The 19,128-nt window shown below is 43.3% G+C and carries 16 protein-coding genes and 1 pseudogene; 3 read left to right on the forward strand and 14 right to left on the reverse strand.

Going from position 1 to position 19,128, the window contains the following annotated elements; all coding sequences use genetic code 11:
- Window positions 1-14: 14 nt before the first annotated feature.
- A pseudogene (locus QYF49_RS09035) lies at window positions 15-735 on the reverse strand (oxidoreductase); the annotation flags it as partial.
- Between the two features lie 152 nt (window positions 736-887).
- On the opposite strand from QYF49_RS09035, the gene QYF49_RS09040 reads away from it, so the two are divergent.
- Window positions 888-1,580 carry a CAP domain-containing protein gene (locus QYF49_RS09040; RefSeq protein ID WP_290399292.1) on the forward strand — a complete coding sequence of 231 codons (693 nt, stop codon included), beginning with the start codon at window positions 888-890 and terminating at the stop codon, window positions 1,578-1,580.
- A gap of 31 nt (window positions 1,581-1,611) precedes the next feature.
- Here the strand turns inward: QYF49_RS09040 and QYF49_RS09045 are convergent, their stop codons facing one another.
- Both QYF49_RS09045 and QYF49_RS09050 read right to left on the reverse strand, forming a co-directional pair.
- The gene (locus QYF49_RS09045; protein ID WP_290399293.1) at window positions 1,612-2,307 is read right to left on the reverse strand and encodes a YukJ family protein; all 696 of its coding nucleotides are present in this window, start codon (window positions 2,305-2,307) and stop codon (window positions 1,612-1,614) included.
- Window positions 2,308-2,435: 128 nt separating this feature from the next.
- Entirely contained in the window at window positions 2,436-3,371 is a 936-nt protein-coding gene (locus QYF49_RS09050; protein ID WP_290399294.1) for a manganese-dependent inorganic pyrophosphatase, read from the reverse strand.
- Window positions 3,372-3,562: 191 nt separating this feature from the next.
- Here QYF49_RS09050 and yhfH point away from each other — a divergent pair, with 191 nt between their 5' ends.
- Window positions 3,563-3,691, forward strand: coding sequence for a protein YhfH (yhfH, locus tag QYF49_RS09055; RefSeq protein WP_290399295.1), 129 nt, complete (start codon window positions 3,563-3,565; stop codon window positions 3,689-3,691).
- A gap of 156 nt (window positions 3,692-3,847) precedes the next feature.
- On the opposite strand, the gene gltD is transcribed toward yhfH, so the two are convergent.
- Together gltD and gltB are read right to left on the reverse strand one after the other, a co-directional pair.
- Entirely contained in the window at window positions 3,848-5,329 is a 1,482-nt protein-coding gene (gltD, locus tag QYF49_RS09060) for a glutamate synthase small subunit (RefSeq protein WP_290399296.1), read from the reverse strand.
- A 16-nt stretch (window positions 5,330-5,345) separates the two neighbouring features.
- On the reverse strand, window positions 5,346-9,911 hold the full coding sequence (gene gltB, locus QYF49_RS09065; RefSeq protein ID WP_290399297.1) for a glutamate synthase large subunit: 4,566 nt from the start codon (window positions 9,909-9,911) through the stop codon (window positions 5,346-5,348).
- A 118-nt stretch (window positions 9,912-10,029) separates the two neighbouring features.
- Between gltB and gltC the strand changes: the two genes are divergently transcribed.
- The gene (gltC, locus tag QYF49_RS09070; RefSeq protein ID WP_290399298.1) at window positions 10,030-10,932 is read left to right on the forward strand and encodes a glutamate biosynthesis transcriptional regulator GltC; all 903 of its coding nucleotides are present in this window, start codon (window positions 10,030-10,032) and stop codon (window positions 10,930-10,932) included.
- 433 nt (window positions 10,933-11,365) lie between these two features.
- Here gltC and QYF49_RS09075 read toward each other — a convergent pair whose 3' ends face one another.
- From QYF49_RS09075 to QYF49_RS09115, 9 genes are all read right to left on the reverse strand, one after another.
- Window positions 11,366-11,731: an STAS domain-containing protein gene (locus QYF49_RS09075; RefSeq protein ID WP_290399299.1), complete on the reverse strand. Its 366-nt coding sequence runs from the start codon at window positions 11,729-11,731 to the stop codon at window positions 11,366-11,368.
- A gap of 293 nt (window positions 11,732-12,024) precedes the next feature.
- Window positions 12,025-12,384 (reverse strand): YflT domain-containing protein, encoded by a 360-nt coding sequence (locus QYF49_RS09080; RefSeq protein ID WP_290399300.1) that lies wholly within the window; start codon window positions 12,382-12,384, stop codon window positions 12,025-12,027.
- A gap of 107 nt (window positions 12,385-12,491) precedes the next feature.
- Complete coding sequence (locus QYF49_RS09085; RefSeq protein WP_290399301.1) at window positions 12,492-12,992, reverse strand: hypothetical protein; 501 nt, start codon at window positions 12,990-12,992, stop codon at window positions 12,492-12,494.
- Between the two features lie 133 nt (window positions 12,993-13,125).
- Complete coding sequence (locus QYF49_RS09090; RefSeq protein ID WP_290399302.1) at window positions 13,126-14,307, reverse strand: MalY/PatB family protein; 1,182 nt, start codon at window positions 14,305-14,307, stop codon at window positions 13,126-13,128.
- A gap of 18 nt (window positions 14,308-14,325) precedes the next feature.
- A complete protein-coding gene (locus QYF49_RS09095) occupies window positions 14,326-15,240 on the reverse strand; it encodes an NAD(P)/FAD-dependent oxidoreductase (protein WP_290399303.1) in 915 nt (304 codons plus the stop codon).
- 168 nt (window positions 15,241-15,408) lie between these two features.
- A complete protein-coding gene (gene egtB / locus QYF49_RS09100; protein ID WP_290399304.1) occupies window positions 15,409-16,686 on the reverse strand; it encodes an ergothioneine biosynthesis protein EgtB in 1,278 nt (425 codons plus the stop codon).
- Window positions 16,687-16,748: 62 nt separating this feature from the next.
- Window positions 16,749-17,225, reverse strand: coding sequence for a hotdog fold thioesterase (locus tag QYF49_RS09105; RefSeq protein WP_290399305.1), 477 nt, complete (start codon window positions 17,223-17,225; stop codon window positions 16,749-16,751).
- 115 nt (window positions 17,226-17,340) lie between these two features.
- Entirely contained in the window at window positions 17,341-18,162 is an 822-nt protein-coding gene (locus tag QYF49_RS09110; RefSeq protein WP_290399306.1) for a carbohydrate ABC transporter permease, read from the reverse strand.
- Window positions 18,162-19,046, reverse strand: a complete 885-nt coding sequence (locus QYF49_RS09115; RefSeq protein ID WP_425589582.1) for a carbohydrate ABC transporter permease — start codon at window positions 19,044-19,046, stop codon at window positions 18,162-18,164. The genes QYF49_RS09110 and QYF49_RS09115 overlap by 1 nt, the downstream gene beginning before the upstream one ends.
- Between the last annotated feature and the right edge of the window lie 82 nt (window positions 19,047-19,128).

Here is a 19,128-nt window from a genome sequence, read left to right on the forward strand (position 1 = left end):
GGGGCTTCTTTTTGTTAACCGTCTTCTATTGGAAACCTACCTGGTGTATTGATGGTGGCCTGCCAGAGAGGGTCAGGTATGATTCAGAGGCCCTTCCTTCTTCGATCTTTTGAACCCAATCAGGATCAATGATCAATTCTCTTCCCAACGCGATAAAAAGGCAAACCGATTTTATCGCTTTTAACGCTTCCTCTGCTGTATAAATGGATCCGACTCCAATCACAGAACCTGTTTACCGGCTCGTTCCTGGATGATCTCGATACGCGGCCGAATATCGTCTACTCCCCTTCGTGGCACAGACCAGAAATCCATGAATCGAGCTTCCTTTTAACGAGTTCATCCACTAAAACTAAAGTTTCGTCCATCGTAATCCCAGGTGTTTCAGGCTCATCAGGTGAAAATCTGTAGCCCACAAGGAACGGCTCCTTGGCATACATCTGGACAGCCTGTTTCACTTCATCGATGACTGCCATCGGGAAAGCCAGCCTTTTTCCACACTTCCCGCCATTGGTCCTCCCTTTGGTTAGAATGCGGTGAAAAGAACTGAATTAAATATCCGTTTGCTCCATGGATTTAAATTCCAACGAACCCTGCTTCAATCGCTCTTCTTGCGGATTCTTCAAAGTCCGGGATGATGTCTTTGATCCGGGCTGAACATACTTTACGAGGCACAGGCTGTTCACCAGTGGGTGTCTTTTGTTCCGGAGGGACAGCACTGGCACTCACTACTAAGCCTCTAATAATTTTTGTATTTGTCGTTCATTTTCCTGCTCTTTTTTGCTTCCTTTTCGCAGCTAGAATTACATGACTTTGTATGCCTTTCCTATTTCGTGAAATACTAAAAACGTTTTAAGAAAATCAACTAAAGATGAAAAGGAGAAGTCTCAGTGAGAAAAGTATTTCCAATAATGATGGCCTTCTTATTTATTCTTGTTTTCAGCAGCGGATGCAATAATATGAAGAAGAATGAGCTTGGCCAAGATCAACCGCATAAAAGAATGGCAAATAAAAATTTAATGAAGACAGGAAATGGATACCTGACAAAAGAAAACATACCCTACCAATCGAAAGCGGGGCACAAGAACGAAAAAGCCCAAAGACAAAACATTTCCTACAACAATCCGGATATGACCATGGACAACAACCCGAACCTTAATGGAACGGTGCCTCCGGCGGCCCCTCCTTCTGGAAATCAGGGATACAGCCAGGAGATGATCCAGAAAGTTGTAGATCTGACGAATCAGGAACGAAGAAAACATGGGCTTTCCGATTTAGAGTGGGACCCTTCATTAACCAACATGGCGCAAGTCAAAGCGAACGATATGGAGAAAAATGATTACTTCTCCCATAACAGTCCCACACATGGGTCCCCATTCGACCAAATGGAGAAAATGGATATTTCGTACAGTTCTGCCGGAGAGAATATTGCTGTCGGCCAGCAGTCCCCTGAACAAGTGGTCAATGACTGGATGAACAGCGAAGGACACCGGAAGAACATCCTGAATCCAGATTATACACATATAGGTATCGGTTACACGGATAATGAGGATTTTTGGACACAGGAGTTTATAAAAAAATAAATAAAAGAACAGCCCATCGGCTGTTCTTTTATTACGAAGACGTTTGGATTTTATCATCATGCCTGCACATTCTGGTGGGATAGCCTCGTTCATCTGTGCACCAGGACTGGGATAAGAAGGCAAGAAAGATCGCCGTCCACTGATCCTCGAATTGCAGGAACAATGAACCGTCGTGCCATGTTCCATTATCATCTGCCCAATCTCTCTCATTTGGCTTGTCTTCATTGCCCTGGTTCATGTGGATATTGTGCATCCCATTGGTCGGCTGAAAACCAAACACTTTATCAGGCTGTGATTCCGGGCCAAATTTGGATCCATAAACATAGATTAATGCTTTTTCAGAAATCGCTCTCTGAACGTATTTATCAAGCATATCATTTAAATCGTTGTCTGGTCCTGTTGCGTCGCTTGGCAGCGGTGTCATTAAAGAGGGTTCAAAGAGTCCGTCCCTGATGTAATCGATAGCTAGTTCCCTGTTTTCATCCCCCAAAGCCAAATAGCTTTCAGGAAGCTGGGCTAATTTTTCGGTAAGGGATGAAGCAAAGTTTTCATTAACCAGGTATAAAACTTCGGAGTCTTCTGAGCTGGACATGACGTTAACTGCAATCCGATAATGCACGCTGTTTTCGTCCACCACATGAATCTGATAATGAGGAGTATCCAAATCCCTCTCCATTCGGGACTCTATGACCTTTCCCTTCAGCAAGCCGTAATTTTTAACTGCCATTGAGAAACCTCCCGCCTCTTGGGCTGTAAATTTAGATCTTTTAATCCTTCGCCAATCTCCGTGCAATCCCTTTATTGATGAAACAAATGCCAGCCTTACACGTATGTGTACGGCTGGCTCTTTCCTTTTTATTGGATACGGCTGAATGCATCCGTTAAAACGGGAACGATCTGTTTCTTTCTGGATACTACACCTTTAAGTACCGCAGTATTATCTTGCAGGTTAACATTATAAGCTTCTTCGACAGCTCCAGCTTTGCTTCCGATAGCAAGTCCAGTTGAGTCGTTCGTTAAAATGTCAGTTACAACAAATAAGAACAGATCCAATCCTTTTTCTCGGACAACTTGGCTGATCTCATCTTCAATTTCTGCTTTGCGTTCGAATACTTCGGCTGTATCAACCGTATTTACTTGTGCGATTTCGACTTTGCTGTCACCCATCTGAAATTCCTTGGCATCCAGGGTGATAAGCTGGCTTACTGATTTGTCGCTTAAATCTGCACCAGCCTTTAGCATTTCCAAACCATAGCTTTCAGCATCTACGCCAGCGATCTCCGCAAGCTCCTTTGCTGCAGCAATATCTTGCTCTGTACAGGTTGGAGATTTAAATAGAAGGGAATCAGAAATAATGGCCGACAGCATAAGCCCGGCGATGTCTTTTTCCACAGGGATTCCATGCTCTTTGTACATTTTATTTAAGATGGTCGCTGTACAGCCTACAGGTTCAGCGCGGTAGTACAATGGATCACTAGTTTCAAAGTTTGCGATCCGGTGATGGTCAATGACTTCAAGCACGCGGACTTTATCGATATCAGATGCACTTTGCTGACGCTCATTGTGGTCGACAAGAATAACTTGGCTTGTTTCATTTGCTACGGTTTCTACCAGCCGAGGCTTGTCCGCTTTAAAATGCTCAAGCGCATACTGTGTTTCACCGTTTATTTCTCCTAAACGCACAGGTTCTGCATTCAATCCCAGCTTCGTTTTGAGATCAGCATAGACGATTGCTGAGCAAATGGTATCGGTATCCGGGTTTTTGTGTCCAAAAATCAAAACTTTTTCCATAATCCTTCTCCTTTATCAACAAAATAAGTCTTTCCTTTTTCGCTTTTTATTTTAGCATTTACTCGCGTTTGGGTAAAACAGAACTTGTATAGGAGTTTAGTAGTGTTTCAAAATAATTCTATAACAGTTGTTGACTATTTTTATCTGTTATAATACAATAAATTCAATTCAAAAACAGGAGGTAATGCTGAATGTTGACGTTGGAATTTTATCGTAATTTACCAAAGAAGCAATGCCGGGAATGCGGAAAAACGATTGAGGAACAGCATGAATCATATGTTTATGAATGTGAAAGATGTATGGGAAAACATGAAGCATAGGTGATCGTCAATGAATAATTTAAGCAACAACTAATACCCTGTTTGCCGTGATTAGGTGAACAGGGTATTATCTGTTATAAAACAGTTTCTTGACAACAAATTTGTTAGAGAAAAACCGTCTCCCTTATGAGGAGACGGCCTCTTAACCTGGATGAATTATACCAACACTGTGCTTCCCATTAAATATTTATCGACTTCACGGGCGGCCTCTCTGCCTTCCTGGATCGCCCAAACAATTAAGCTCTGCCCTCTTCTGGCATCGCCAGCGGCAAACACGCCATCAATATTGGTTCTATAATCTCCATGTTTGGCTGCAATTTTTTGGTTTTCGGTGTTGACGCCGAATTGCTGAAGCAGCGGCTGTTCAGGTCCTTCGAAACCAATCGCGATAAACACGAGCTGAGCTGGCCATACTTTTTCAGTGCCGGGAATTTCTTTCAGTTCGGGTTTTCCTTGTGCATTCACTGAATATTGCATTTGAACCGTATGAAGCTCTTTTAAATTCCCTTCCTCATCAGCCACGATTTTTTTCGTTTGAACCGTATATTGCCGTGGATCTTCACCGAATTTTGCCTGTGCTTCTTCATATGCATAATCCATTGTAAAAACGTTAGGGAGTTCCGGCCACATGTTATCAGGTGTTCTGGCTTCGGGTAGTTTAGGATACTTTCCGAACTGTACGATGCTTCTGCATTCTTGCCGGAGAGCTGTTGCAACACAGTCTGCACCTGTGTCGCCTCCTCCAATTACGATTACATCCTTGTCTCTTGCATCAATAAATTCTTCATCGGACGGATGCTGATTCAGGAGACGCTGTGTTGATTTTGTAAGATAGTCCATAGCGAAGTGGACACCATTCGCTTCGCGGCCTTCGAGATCCAGATCCCGTTGTTTTTGAGCACCGACACAAAGGATAACAGCATCATACTGATCTTTAAGTTCTTCGGAAGTGATGTCTTTTCCAATCTCCGTATTCAGCACAAAGTCAATTCCTTCTTGAGAGAGTAATTGAATTCGGCGTTCTACGATCTCTTTTTCAAGCTTCATATTTGGAATGCCATACGTCAGCAATCCTCCAGCGCGTTCTGCTCTTTCATAAATTGTGACAGAATGCCCGGCTTGGTTCAGCTGATCTGCGGCTGCCAAGCCTGCTGGGCCAGAGCCGACAACAGCAATCTTTTTGCCGGTTCGTTTGCCGGGGATCCGTGGTGTGATCCAGCCGTTCTCAAATCCTTTATCTATGATGGCCTGCTCGATGTTCTTAATGGTAACGGCAGGTGACGAAATCTCCACTGTACATGATCCCTCGCAAGGAGCAGGACAGACTCTTCCGGTAAATTCGGGGAAATTATTTGTTTTTAGTAGCCGGTCAAGAGCTTCTCTCCATCTGCCCCGGAAAACCAGGTCGTTCCATTCAGGAATAAGGTTATGGATGGGACAACCGGAGGTCATCCCTCCGATCTCCATCCCAATATGGCAAAACGGTGTTGCGCAATCCATGCACCTTGCACTTTGGCGGTGAAGAGTCTCCTCACTCATGGGTTCCGTGTGTTCTTTCCAATCTTTTAAGCGTGTGAGAGGATTCCGTTCTTTAGCTTCTTCTCTCGAGTATTCCATAAATCCTGTTGTTTTTCCCATTGGTCCTCTCCCCTTCCTAATTATGAATTAACTGAGTCTTCTTTTTGCGCGGGGTACTTTTTTTTACAGATGTTTTTTCTAAAAACGCAGTCATGACGGCCTCATCATGCTTTAAACCTGCCTCTTTTTGCTCGTCGATCCGATCGATCATCTCTTTATAATCTTTAGGGATTACTTTTACAAATTGAAGCCTGTATTCCGACCAGTTGCTAAGGATTAAAGCCGCTTTTGAGCTGAGTGTATAATGATAATGATTCAAAATCATCTTTTGGAGTTCTTTTTCCTCATGATCATCCTGCAAACTTTCAAGTTCAACACTGTCCTTGTTGCAAAGGGAAAGGAAGTGTTCTCTCTCACCGGCTAGAACGTAGGCAGTTCCTCCCGACATGCCAGCAGCGAAGTTCTTTCCGGTTTCCCCCAGAATTACGACTCGGCCTCCTGTCATATATTCGCACCCATGATCACCGATGCCCTCAACAACAATATCTGCCCCGCTGTTTCGGACAGCAAACCGCTCTCCGGCTGCTCCGTTAATATAGGCTTCACCGCTAGTTGCGCCATAAAAGGCAACATTACCGGCGATGACATTCGTGTCCGATAGAAAATCAGATTCCTTTGGCGCCGAAACTGTAATTTTACCTCCTGAAAGTCCTTTTCCTACATAATCATTTGCATCTCCTGTTAGGTAGAGAGACATTCCTCTTGGAATAAAGGCACCGAAGGATTGGCCCGCTGAACCGGTAAACTGCAGATTAATGGTATCTTCAGGAAGCCCCTCCTCTCCATATATCTTGGAGATTTCGCTTCCTGAAATGGTACCTGCTACACGGTTTGTATTATTTAAAGTAAAGGAGAGATTTACTTGCTCCTGATGCTCCAATGCCTGAGAAATGGCCGGAACTATTTCTCTCATATCCAAGGATTCACCGATCTTATGATTTTGCGGGGTCTGGAACGTTCTGACAGAACCCTCGACTGTATGGGTCAGATTGGCTAAGTTCAATTGTTTCGCTTTCCAATGGTTCTTCGTCCGTTCTGAAACTTTAAGGATTTCACTGTGTCCAATCATTTCATCCATCGTCCTGAAACCAAGTTCAGCCATGATCTCACGAACTTCCTGAGCTACAAAGCGCATGTAATTGACAACATGATCAGGATCACCCATGAATTTTTTTCGAAGCTCCGGATTTTGAGTCGCTACACCGACAGGACATGTATCCAGGTGGCAGGCACGCATCATAACACAACCGAGAACGACAAGAGGAGCTGTGGCAAAACCGTATTCTTCCGCTCCCAATAAAGCAGCCAGAACCACATCCTTCCCTGTCATCAGTTTGCCGTCAGTTTCAAGTACCACCCGGTCACGCAAACCATTCAGCATTAACGTCTGATGGGCTTCCGCCAAACCAAGCTCCCAGGGAAGCCCAGTATGCTTGATGCTTGTTTTTGGTGAAGCTCCAGTTCCTCCATCATAGCCGCTGATCACTATGACATCGGCAGCTCCTTTAGCCACACCGGCTGCAATCGTTCCTACCCCTGCTTTCGCAACGAGCTTAACTGAAATTCGCGCATGATGGTTGGCGTTCTTCAGATCGTGAATCAGCTGTGCCAAGTCTTCAATCGAATAGATATCATGATGCGGAGGCGGCGAAATCAAACCAACCCCTGGCGTTGATCCTCGAACATCTGCGACCCATGGGTATACTTTGTTCCCGGGCAGCTGTCCGCCTTCACCCGGTTTCGCTCCCTGAGCCATTTTGATCTGCAGTTCATCGGCGTTCACAAGGTAATGGCTTTTCACACCAAATCTTCCTGAGGCGATCTGTTTGATCGCACTTCGCCGTGAATCACCGTTCTTATCCAGTTTGTAGCGTTTTGGATCCTCTCCGCCTTCCCCGCTGTTGCTTTTGCCTCCTAGACGGTTCATAGCGATAGCCAATGCCTCGTGTGCTTCTTGGCTAAGTGAGCCGAACGACATCGCGCCCGTTTTAAACCGGCGGACAATGTTTTCAACAGACTCGACTTCTTCAATTGGCACTGCTTGCTCCCCAGATGGGAAAGAGAATAAATTTCTTAAAAAGTTAAGTCGTTCTTCATTTGCAGCTTGTGAATACTGTTTGAAAAGGCTGTAATCATTTTTTCGGCATGCCCATTGCAAAGTATGAATCGTTTTTGGGTTGAACGCATGATGTTCCCCCGTCTTGCGCCATTGAAAATCACTGCCGGATTCAAGTGTTTCATCAAGCGCCTCCTTAAACGCGTCCGAATGCCGCTGCCGAGCTTCAAGTGCAATGGTTTGAAGATCGATGCCATCAAGCTGTGATGCCGTTCCTGTAAAGTAACGGTCAATGACACCTTGGCCAATTCCGACGGCTTCAAAGATTTGAGCTCCACGATAGCTCTGGATCGTCGAGATACCCATCTTAGACATGACCTTAACAACACCGTCTGTTACTCCTTTAATATAGCCTTTAACCGCTTGATCATAAGAGACAGACAGATGACCATCCAGTATTGCCTGCTGGTATGTGGCAAATGCAAGGTACGGATGAACCGCGTCTGCTCCATAACTGATGAGCGCTGCAAAATGATGGACTTCTCTTGTTTCCCCTGAATCGGCGATTAGGCTTACTTTCGTCCGAAGACCTTTGCGAACAAGGTGATGATGGAGTGCACTCGTTGATAAAAGAACTGGCATCGGAATGTTTTTACCATTCATTTCACGGTCTGAAAGGATTAGCAGCGTGTGCCCTTCTTCAATCGCTCTTTCTGCTTCGCTAAACAGTTCATTTAAACTGCGTTCCAAATCTTCAGAAAAAAGAGTTTGCAAGGTCTTGCTGGAAAACTCAGGCCAGACATTTTGCTGTAATTGGTTGAATCTCCCGGTTGATAAAATTGGTGTATCCAGCTGAATGCGCCGGCAGCTTTCAGCATTTGCTTCAAGCAGATTCCCTTCTGCGCCTAAATAACTGATCGTTGAGGTGACGACCTGCTCGCGGATCGAATCGATCGGAGGATTCGTTACCTGCGCGAAAAGCTGCTTAAAATAGTTAAACAGTGATTGAGGACGGTCTGACAGCACAGCTAAAGGTGTATCATTTCCCATCGACCCCACCGGATCTTTTCCTTCGGTGATCATAGGAAGCAAATATTTATGAATATCCTCATGCGTATAGCCGTACGCCTTTTGCCGCAGTACCAGCTGATCGACTTTTTCAGCACTCTCATGATAAGACCCGTTGTCCAGATGGATCAGGTTTTCATCAAGCCATGAGCGATATGGCTTGGCATGTGAAAGCTCAGTTTTAATTTCTTTATCGGAAATGATTCTCCCCTTTTCTAAATCGATCAGGAGCATTTTCCCGGGGCTTAAACGATCCTTGTAAAGAATGTTCTCAGGCTCCACATCAATGACCCCAACCTCTGATGAGAAAATAATATAGTCATCCTTCGTTACATAATACCGTGCGGGCCGCAAGCCATTTCGGTCAAGGATGGCGCCGATTTGACGGCCGTTGGTGAAGGAAATGGCTGTTGGGCCATCCCACGGCTCCATGAGACAGCTATGATATTCATAAAATGCTCTTTTCTCTTCTGTCATATGGGGATTCTCTGACCAGGGTTCCGGAATCAGCATCATCGCTGCATGTGCCAGCTCCCTTCCTGCCAGTACAAAAAATTCAAGTGCGTTATCGAGAACAGCCGAATCACTGCCCTCAGTATCCAGAATAGGAAGAAGTTTATCCAAGTCGTCTCCGAATGCCTCTGAAGCAAATTGCTGTTCACGCGCTTTCATCCAATTAATATTTCCTCTCAGCGTATTAATCTCGCCATTATGGATGAGGTATCGGTTTGGATGAGCCCTTTCCCAGCTCGGAAATGTATTTGTGCTAAAACGGGAATGCACTAAAGCAAATGCCGAAACAAAAGAAACATCATTCAGGTCAACGTAAAAAGCATCGACTTGCTCAGGCGTCAATAGCCCTTTATAAACGATGGTAGATGAAGAAAGACTGGAGAAATAAAAGTCGATCTGATTTTCTTTTCCCCACTTCTCCGCTAGTTTCCGGATGATATACAATTTGCGCTCAAACGCCGGTTCATTCTCAATAGAATCAGAAGCTTTAATGAATACTTGATGGATGGAAGGGCAGCTTTCTTGCGCGAGTGTTCCGATTTTTCCGTCAATTACAGGTACACTTCTCCATCCTATGAGGCCTTGGCCTTCCTGTTCAATGAAATGCTTTAGTTTATTTTTCACGGATTGCTGTTCGTTTTCGTCTTTAGGAAGAAACATCATGCCGACCCCGTATCTTCCTTTGGCAGGCAGATCGAATTGAGGGCATGCTTTTTTAAAGAACTCGTGAGGAAGCTGCACCATTAGTCCAGCACCATCCCCGGTAAGCGGGTCGCTTCCCTGTCCTCCCCGGTGATCCAATTGGCAAAGCATGCGTAGACCTTTTTTTACAATATCATGGGTAGCTAATCCTTTTATATGGGCGTATAAGCCAATACCGCATGCATCATGTTCAAATTCGGGACGGTAGAGGCCCTGTGGTTTTGGTAATTGATTGAATGTCATTGTTCGCTCCCCCGTTTCAAATGTCTTTTTTATAGTGTAGGTTTTATAATTCATCCAAACAATATATAATTTAGATAAGATTAATCTATTTTTGAGATAATTATTGGAGGGATTCACCGTGGAGATACGTCAATTGCAATATTTTATCGAGGTTGCAGAGCGGGAACACGTGTCCGAGGCGGCGCAGCATCTGCATGTCGCACAATCTGCAGTCAGCAGGCAGATCGCCAACCTGGAGGCAGAGCTAAATGTGGAATTGTTTGAAAGAGAAGGAAGAAACGTAAAGCTGACTCCTGTCGGAAAACTATTTTTGACCCATGCATCATCCGCATTAAAAGCAATAGATTTTGCCAAAAAACAAATAGATGAATATTTGGACCCGGAACGCGGTACCATCAAAATCGGTTTTCCGACGAGCCTCGCCAGCCATCTTCTTCCGACCATCGTGTCAGCGTTTAAAGAAGAACATCCTAACATCGCCTTTCACCTCAGGCAAGGATCTTATCATTTTTTAATCGAAGCTGTGAAGACCGGCGATATCGATCTCGCATTTTTAGGGCCTGTTCCAGTCAATCAATCAGAAGTAGAAGGCCATATCCTCTTCACGGAAAGAATATCGGCGCTGTTACCCGCCAATCATCCACAGGCAGAGAAAGGGAGTTTGGTGTTAAGCGATTTAAGAAATGATCGATTTGTCCTGTTCCCTGAAGGTTATGTACTGCAGGAAGTAGTGATCAATGCCTGTAAAGAAGCTGGCTTTTCGCCGCTAGTCTCCTCGGAAGGAGAAGATTTAGATGCCATCAAAGGATTGGTTTCGGCAGGGATGGGTGTAACTTTATTACCCGATAGCTCATTCTATGAAACCACTCCCCGGTATACCGTAAGAAAACCGATAGACTTACCGATCGTCCAGCGCACAGTAGGTCTGATTACCCCTAAGAAGCGGGAGCTGGCACCTGCAGAAAACGTGTTTTACGATTTTGTCATTCATTTCTTTTCAAAGTTAGAACAATATCAATGAAAAAGCTGCATACAAGGCAGCTTTTTTTAACTCGCTCTCTGTTCTTTTTGAAGCAGGGCAACAGCGTACAAAAGCAAGTATCTCTCACGGGGAGTCAGTCTGAGCCAATCTTTTACTTTGTACTTCATGCCTTTACCTCCTCTTTCAGTAAATTGAAAATGCATTGCATCTATTAAACGACCATTATTGTTTAGTGTATCTATATATTACCACCGCTTGACATTCGCAAACGTATTCCAACTGTTAAATTTTCTCTTTTATTCTATCTAAATCTACAAAAAACAAAAAAGAATTCAAAATTCTTAACAAAAAAGAATAAAATTTCACACTAAGGAGGAAATAAAACAAAAGATTGTCGATAATTTATAGGTTTATCTTTATACTCGCAACTAAATAAGCATGCTGGACCGGATTGAGTCCGCATGCTTTCATGTTAATTTTCCAAACTTCCGGTCGGTGCTTTTAATGATTCTATACCTTGTTCCACATCGAGAGCGGTCGAGATGTTTTTCAAGGAGATTCCCATCTCGTTCAGCGTAATGGCTACAGGTGGCTGTACTCCCGTTAAAATGACCTTGGCTCCCATCAAATCAGACATATTAACGATATCAACTAGAATTTTAGCTATAAACGAATCGACGAGCTCCACTAATGACATATCGACCACAATCCCTGTCGCATTAGCGGATTGAATTTTGTTTAAAAGATCTTCCTGTAGCTGTAATGCCGACTGGCCGTCCAATACTTCCTGAATGGATACGAGCAAAGACTCGTTGATCTTTAGAATGGGGATACTCATTTGAAAAACCTCCTATAGTTTTAATGGAGCACCATTGTATTTTTTTGAGGTTCATATTCCAGCTCCACATTTCATGCACGTTCGTTCATCATCTTGCACCTCCTAGATCCTCACAAAGGAAACCTATTCTTCACACCTTTTATAGCAAAAGAGCGAGGAATCAAAATTCATCCTCGCTAATCAACGTGTAAAATGTTGTATTAATAAATTTATATTTGGTTTGAAATATTTAACAATTATAATAAAAACCAGCCCCTGTTGGACGGAACTGGATTCGTTTTTACGATGAGTCATTACCTTTTATCTTCGTATTGATAATTTGTGCCTACAAGGATTAAAATCTTGCCTGCTTCCAGTTCTGGTGCATAAGTCATGGCTTTGTTCTCTGGCAAACCTAAGCCTGCCAATTTGTTCTCAAAATTATTGGTATACGAGTCATTGGAAAATAAATTTTTTATTTTTTTCAAAAACGTTTCTTCTTGATTAACAATATCAACCGCAGCTCCGGTTTTGGTTTCAAGCTTACGTTTGAAACCTTCATGATTGATGACAAAAGAGATCTCATCGATATCATAACCATCTGACTTTAATTGCTCTACGGCACTTACCGCTTCTTCATCATAGTGATATACACCAAGGACATCCTTACCCATTCAAGACGCCTCCTTATAAAAGCTTTTGGGTCTTTACTTACCCGGGCACAAGCTTTATAAACGTATGACAAAGGGATATAATGAAAAATGGTCCTATGGTAGGGCTTTTAGCCATTCCAGACGATCTTTCCGGATTTGCTTTCTTCATCCAAATGAACAGAAAAACGGTGCTTTTCGTAAAAATGAACCAACCGGTTTACATGATCCCAGTCTCTAGGGGCGATGTCACCTCTAATATAGGGGATGTTCTGGTCCTTTGCTAATTCTTGTAAATATTGAATACATATTGAACCGTAGCCCCTATTGGCTGGGCCCCGTATGTCTCCTATAAAAATACTGTCACTGTCTTCATATATAGCATCGATGGAAAAATCCCAAATCCCTTGAAAAGAAGTGGAGCAGTCATTCAGCATGATTTTACATTGGTGCTTGTTTTCTAATTTGTAAACAATGGTCAAATGTTCATCTTTTGTCTGTTCGACACCAAGGATATCCCACTTTTTGGCGATTTCTTTTAAATCGTTTTGCATTCGAAGCACTTGAAATTCTAAGCTTTTTCGTCCTTTATCAGCTGAAAGAGATTTTCTTTCCATTACGTTCTGCATCATGACCCTCCTTTCTCTTCGGCCGATCCTCTTCACACAGTTTGCCATTTTACTAAGAATTACAATGTTTTTCAACCCAAATGACGCTGTAAATTTTGCCAATATAAAAAAACCCTGAACCAAGTTCAGGGAATCATCACATCACATTTTGTTTTTTTATCGCTTGCTCCAGCCTAGTCAAGCCTTCTTTTAATGTCTCCAGCGGACAGGCGATATTGATCCGTTCAAAGCCCTCTCCTTCTTTACCAAAGATATAACCTTCATCGAATGCCAGCCTTGCTTCATTTTGCATAAAGCTTTCCAGCTTTTTATGATCCATTTTCAAATGAGTGAAATCAAGCCACACTAAATATGTTCCTTCAGGCTCAATGATCTTGATTTCCGGGAGCTTCACTTTTACAAAATTTTTCAAATAGTCAAGGTTGTTCTCTAAATATTCCATTAACCTTTCCAGCCATTCCTCACCATGCTGATAGGCGGCTTCCGCGGCGATGATCCCTAATGAGCCCGGGGAAAAAAATCCGACCGTTGCTAAGTATTCATTAAATCGAGTTCTTAGCTTTTTATTTGGAATAATGATGGTCGAAAATTGGAGTCCTGCAAGGTTAAACGTTTTGCTAGGCGCTATACCGGTAATCGTTTTGTCCTGAATCTCCGGTGATAATGCAGAAAAAATCGTATGTTTATACTTCTTATAAATGAGATCAAAGTGTATATCATCAGAGAACACCAATACATCGTATTGAATACAAAGCTTCTCTAATTTTTCCAGCTCCTCTTTTGTCCAGACCCTGCCCACAGGATTATGCGGGTTGCATAGCAGCATCAGTTTAATGGAATTCTTCTGAAATTGACGCTCAAGATCTTCAAAATCCATTTCATATGTGCTTCCATTATACCGCAAAGAATTGTTGAATAATTTTCTATTGTTCTTTTTCACCATGTCACCAAAGGGATAATATACCGGACTTTGAATCAGTACTCCATCATTTACCTCAGTATAGGTGTGGATCGCTGCGGAAAGAGCAGGAACGACTCCTGGTGTAAAAACGATCCAATCGCTTTGGATATCCCAGTTATGCCTTCTCCTCAACCAATCCATGACAATTTGCTTTGTCTCTTGTGTAGCCATGGAATAGCCAAAAATCCCGTGATCGATTCTTTTTTTCATGGCATCAATGACCGGCTGAGGCGCTTTAAAGTCCATGTCCGCGACCCACATGGGCAAAAGATCTTCTTTACCAAATATCTCTGCCGCGTGATCCCACTTCACAGAGTGAGTGTTCATCCGGTCAATTTTTTCATCAAATGCTTTCATCCCTGCTGAGTTCCCCCTTTATTGTTGCGCTGCAGAACGAAGTCTTTTATGAATCCAAATTGCAGCCTGAACACCATCTCCCATGGCGATGGTGACCTGTTCGGAATGGGCGACCACATCACCGGCAGCCCACACATTTTCAATATTGGTTTCTTTTGTTCTTGCATTAACAACGATATGTTTCTTCTCCAACTGTACCCCTAGCCTTTCTGCGAGTTCAGAATGTACTCTGTTCCCTCCGAAGGCGACAAAACCACGTTCGCCCACTATTGTTTCTCCACCTTGCAACCGTACGCCCTTGAATATGGATTCGTCCTCCACTATAATTTCCCTGATGGGTTTGGGTATATGATTAATTCCCAATTCCTTAAGTTCCTGCAGTGTTGATTTGTCCAACTCTTTCTGTTCATGATTTATAAATATGATGTCTTTTGTCCAGTAATTCAGGGTGATCGCCATTCCGGCTCCTGCCTGACCTGAACCAATCACAATCACCTTTTTATCTTCAACCTCATAACCGTCACAATCCGGACAGATAAACATCGTTTCCCCAAGACAATTTTTTAAATTTGCGATATCTGCGGGCAGCCTGTCCATAACACCGGTCGCAATCAGTACAGTTTTTGCTTTCAGTCGTTCCTCTTGATCGGTTGTAATCACCAAAACACCGGCATTCTTATCCATCGACAAAGCCTTTTGCACCTTGAATGCAACACCTACTCGTTCAGCCTGCACTCTTCCGTTCCGCCTTAACGTTTCTCCGCTGACTCCTTCTGGCCAACCCAAAATGTTCCGATAATTTTTGCACAAATTGGATCTTCCGTTGTTGGAATCAAGAACGAGCGTTTTGTGTTTATACCGGCCGAGCTGAATCCCAGCTTGTAAACCTGCGATCCCGCCTCCAATAATAATGCAGTCATATATGTCTGCCATAGTATCCCCCGATCTTTTCCAAAAGATTTTGTTGTTCCATTTTTTTCACTGCACAAACCATGTTGAAACCTGATTAGCGATTTCTCTTCACATGATCATTAGTTTAACCTGATTTAAGGCAAAGCATAGGAGTCAACATCAATGTTTGGAGGAGGAAATCTTGAAAAATTACTTCTTAACATCTTCAGCCAGACGGATACCGCTGAACTGCCACCTTTTCTCCGGCTGAAAGAAATTTCGGTAGGATAGCCGAAAATGAGAGGAAGATGTAGCACAGGATCCCCCTCTTAACACCATTTGGTTACACATAAATTTAGCGTTGTATTCTCCAAGGGCTCCATCATACGGTTTGTTCCCAGGATAAGAAATGTACGGGCTTTTTGTCCACTCCCACACATCCCCGAATGCTTGATAAAAAGGACCTGCTTCCTTTAATCCGAAAGGTACCGGATGATAATTTCCATTGTCCGCAAAGTTGCCGTTTGTTTCTTGGCCCGCTAGGGCATGTTCCCATTCCTGTTCGGTAGGAAGGCGTTTCCCTGCCCACCTGGCATAAGCATCCGCTTCAAAATAGCTGACATGGCATACAGGTTCCTGCGGGTCAAGCATCTTCTCCCCTCCAAGTGTGTAAACATGCCATTCCTCATCCCGTTTAAACCAATATAACGGAGACTCCCATTGGTATTTACATACTGTATTCCATCCATCCGACAGCCAGTATTGCGGTTTTTTGTAGCCTCCATCATTCATGAACGCCAAATATTCTTTGTTGGTCACAAGATGTGAACAGAGTTTATAAGGCTCCAGCCACACTTTATGAAGTGGTGTCTCATTGTCAAAGCAAAACACTTCACCACTGTGTCCAATCTCTATGAGCCCGCCTTCTACAGGAACAAAAGAAGTAGTTCGAGGTGCAGGTATATTTTTCGTCAACGGTTCTCGATAAGACGGCAGAAATGGGTTTTGAGACAAATTATGCTTAATATCTGTCAACAGGAGTTCCTGATGCTGCTGCTCATGATGTAAACCTATTTCCAGAACGCTGACCAGCTCTTCTTTCTTATCTTCGAATACGCTGGATGCAAGAAGATCGGCCATATGTAAATCTACATGCCGGCGATATTCAAGGACTTCTTCAACGGAGGGGCGGGTGATCATCCCTCGTTGAATTCTTGGATGAAACGGGCCAATTGTTTCATAGTAAGAATTAAATAAATAATCAAACTGATCATTAAACCCCTTATAATCATCACCGAATGCCTTTAAAATAAATTTTTCATAAAACCAGGTGGTATGAGCGAGATGCCATTTAGGGGGACTCGCATCTTCCATCGATTGAATGTTAAAATCCTCCAGATTGAGCGGCTGTACCAGCTGTTCACTGAAAGCTCGAACCGTTCGATAGCTCTCAAGCATGTTGTTCGTTTTTGTGGTATCGATTTTCATTCCTATACCTCCTCATGACCTTTCGATGGTACATTCCCTTCCTGTAAAGAAAAATAACGTTTTTAAATGGACTCGGGTATAGGCTTGTCCATTTTTTCCACGGGGACAAAATATCTGCTTTTCCTGTAGGCTAGAGCTTCCATTGAAGCGATGAGCTCACCTTCACTTTCCACCTTGATGTTATACCAGGACGTTCTGTTATTTTTCTTTTCTTCCAACGCAACGGCTTTTAATTTACTGCCGGCTTTTCCTGCCGCCATAAAATTTACCGTGGTAGAAAGTCCGACTGATGTTTTGCCATATGAATTACAGGCAGCGGCGAACACGAAATCAGCCAATGCAAAAATGACAGCTCCATGAGCCGTGCCGTGGGAATTTAGCATGTGAGGCTGAACCTGTACCTCAGCAGCTGCTGTTCCTTCTCCAATGTCAGTTAACTTGATGCCTAAAAACTTCGCGTACGGTTCATTTTCGAAGATCTCAAAAATTTCTTTCCTAAACGTTTGGTGAATACGTTCGTCCGATATTTTCTGATCCATGATATCCTCCTTTAGTGTGTCTGCCTTTAGTATACAGAAAAGTCCGAATCGCATAAAAATTTTACGCACATCAAAAAACAGCCTGCTCTGCAAGAATCAGACTGTCTGCTTTATATTATCCTTTTACTGAACCTGCCAAGAGGCCTTTGACAAAAAACTTTCCAAGAAAAATATAGACAAGAAGCGTTGGCAGCGCTGCCAATAATGCGCCGGCCATCTGCACATTCCACTGTACAATCTGGCTCCCTGATAGATTTTGAAGGGCTACCATGATGGGCTGCTGCGAGGAAGTTGTAATGGTGACCGCAAACAGGAACTCGTTCCATATATTGGTGAACTGCCAGATCCCTACTACAACAAACCCAGTAATGGAGAGGGGCACAATGATGTGCTGATAAATCTTAAAAATGCCAGCTCCGTCAATCTTAGCGGATTCGATCATCTCCTCCGGTATGCTGGCGTAAAAATTTCGGAACATAAGTGTTGTAATCGGGATGCCGTATACGACATGAACAAAAATCAGACCAGGGATGGTGTTATAAAGACCCACCTCACGCAAAAATTGAATGAGAGGTATCAATATGCTCTGATAAGGAATAAACATCCCGAATAAAATGGCAGTGAAGATCCAGTCAGCTCCTTTAAACTTCCACTTAGAAAGCACATAGCCATTTAACGAGCCTAATAGTGCGGACAAAAGAGTGGCCGGAACGACCAGATAAATACTATTCATAAAATTGGGAGAAAGTCTTTCAAACGCCTGCTGATAGCTGCTGAAGTCAAGTGAATGCGGCAGTTCCCACATTTGGGACAACGTAATCTGGTCAAGCGGCTTCAGGCTCGTAATGAGCATGACATAAACGGGCATAAGATAGAAAAGACTTAAGATGATCAGCAGAGCGTAAAGCAGCGACCGGTAAACAGAACGTACTGCCATTATGATTCACCCTTTCTGCTTGAAATAAGGTAAGGCACGATAAAGACGGCGACGGTTACAAGCATGATGATGGAGATGGCAGCACCATTTGCATAATAATTGCCCCTGAAAGTGGTCTCAAACATATAGACACCAGGAACATCTGTCACAAAATTGGCTCCAGGCCCTGTCATGGCGTAAATCAGATCAAAGATCTTCAGCGAAATATGCGCCATAATGATGATTACACTTACAGTGATCGGTGCAACAATGGGAAAAATGATTTTACGATAGATCTGGAGTTCGGAGGCGCCGTCCATCCGTGCCGCTTCTCTGATTTCTTCAGGGATGGCTCTCAAACCTGCTAAATACATAGCCACTGAAAACCCGGTCATCTGCCATGCTGCGGCGATGACGACTGCGATAACCGCAACAGGTACACCAAACTGAATTTTCCCCCATTCGACTCCAGGAATAATTTTTACCGAAGTGTACCAGAGGGAATCGAGACCTAATTTCTTCAAATAGAGGTTGACCCCTGTGGCCGGATTGAGCAGCCACTGCCAGATGACACCAGTGACGACAAAAGATAAGGCCATCGGAAAAAAGAAAATATTTCGGAAGAGTCCTTCCCCGCGAATCTTTTGATCAAGGAATACAGCAAGCATCAATCCCATGACGAGAACAGCAATGATAAAAAATACCGTAAAGAACAGCGTATTCCTCAAATCGGCCTGAAACCGAAAGTCTTTAAATAGGAAGAGGTAGTTCTTAAAGCCTGCAAACGATAAATCTGGAACAAGAGAGTTCCAGTTGGTCAATGAAACATAGCCTGACCATGCGATGAATCCGTAGACAAACACTCCTATCGCTAAAATGGAAGGGAGAATAAAAACAATAGACATTAGCTGATCTGCATTTCTTCTTTTCCGTTTCTTTGCTGAAACGGCTAATGAAGAGCCTGATTGAAGAGAAGGCAATATTTTG

Origin of the sequence: Fictibacillus terranigra, assembly GCF_030412265.1 — a bacterium.
GTDB lineage: Bacteria > Bacillota > Bacilli > Bacillales > Fictibacillaceae > Fictibacillus_C > Fictibacillus_C terrinigri.

Excerpts from the sequence above, each read along its gene's own strand:
- QYF49_RS09045 (WP_290399293.1), bottom strand. The coding sequence starts at position 2,307 with ATGGCAGTTAAAAATTACGGCTTGCTGAAGGGAAAGGTCATAGAGTCC.
- QYF49_RS09050 (WP_290399294.1), bottom strand. The coding sequence starts at position 3,371 with ATGGAAAAAGTTTTGATTTTTGGACACAAAAACCCGGATACCGATACC.
- yhfH (WP_290399295.1), top strand. The coding sequence starts at position 3,563 with ATGTTGACGTTGGAATTTTATCGTAATTTACCAAAGAAGCAATGCCGG.
- gltD (WP_290399296.1), bottom strand. The coding sequence starts at position 5,329 with ATGGGAAAAACAACAGGATTTATGGAATACTCGAGAGAAGAAGCTAAA.
- gltB (WP_290399297.1), bottom strand. The coding sequence starts at position 9,911 with ATGACATTCAATCAATTACCAAAACCACAGGGCCTCTACCGTCCCGAA.
- QYF49_RS09075 (WP_290399299.1), bottom strand. The coding sequence starts at position 11,731 with ATGAGTATCCCCATTCTAAAGATCAACGAGTCTTTGCTCGTATCCATT.
- QYF49_RS09080 (WP_290399300.1), bottom strand. The coding sequence starts at position 12,384 with ATGGGTAAGGATGTCCTTGGTGTATATCACTATGATGAAGAAGCGGTA.
- QYF49_RS09085 (WP_290399301.1), bottom strand. The coding sequence starts at position 12,992 with ATGATGCAGAACGTAATGGAAAGAAAATCTCTTTCAGCTGATAAAGGA.
- QYF49_RS09090 (WP_290399302.1), bottom strand. The coding sequence starts at position 14,307 with ATGAAAGCATTTGATGAAAAAATTGACCGGATGAACACTCACTCTGTG.
- QYF49_RS09095 (WP_290399303.1), bottom strand. The coding sequence starts at position 15,240 with ATGGCAGACATATATGACTGCATTATTATTGGAGGCGGGATCGCAGGT.
- egtB (WP_290399304.1), bottom strand. The coding sequence starts at position 16,686 with ATGAAAATCGATACCACAAAAACGAACAACATGCTTGAGAGCTATCGA.
- QYF49_RS09105 (WP_290399305.1), bottom strand. The coding sequence starts at position 17,225 with ATGGATCAGAAAATATCGGACGAACGTATTCACCAAACGTTTAGGAAA.
- QYF49_RS09110 (WP_290399306.1), bottom strand. The coding sequence starts at position 18,162 with ATGGCAGTACGTTCTGTTTACCGGTCGCTGCTTTACGCTCTGCTGATC.
- QYF49_RS09115 (WP_425589582.1), bottom strand. The coding sequence starts at position 19,046 with ATGTCTATTGTTTTTATTCTCCCTTCCATTTTAGCGATAGGAGTGTTT.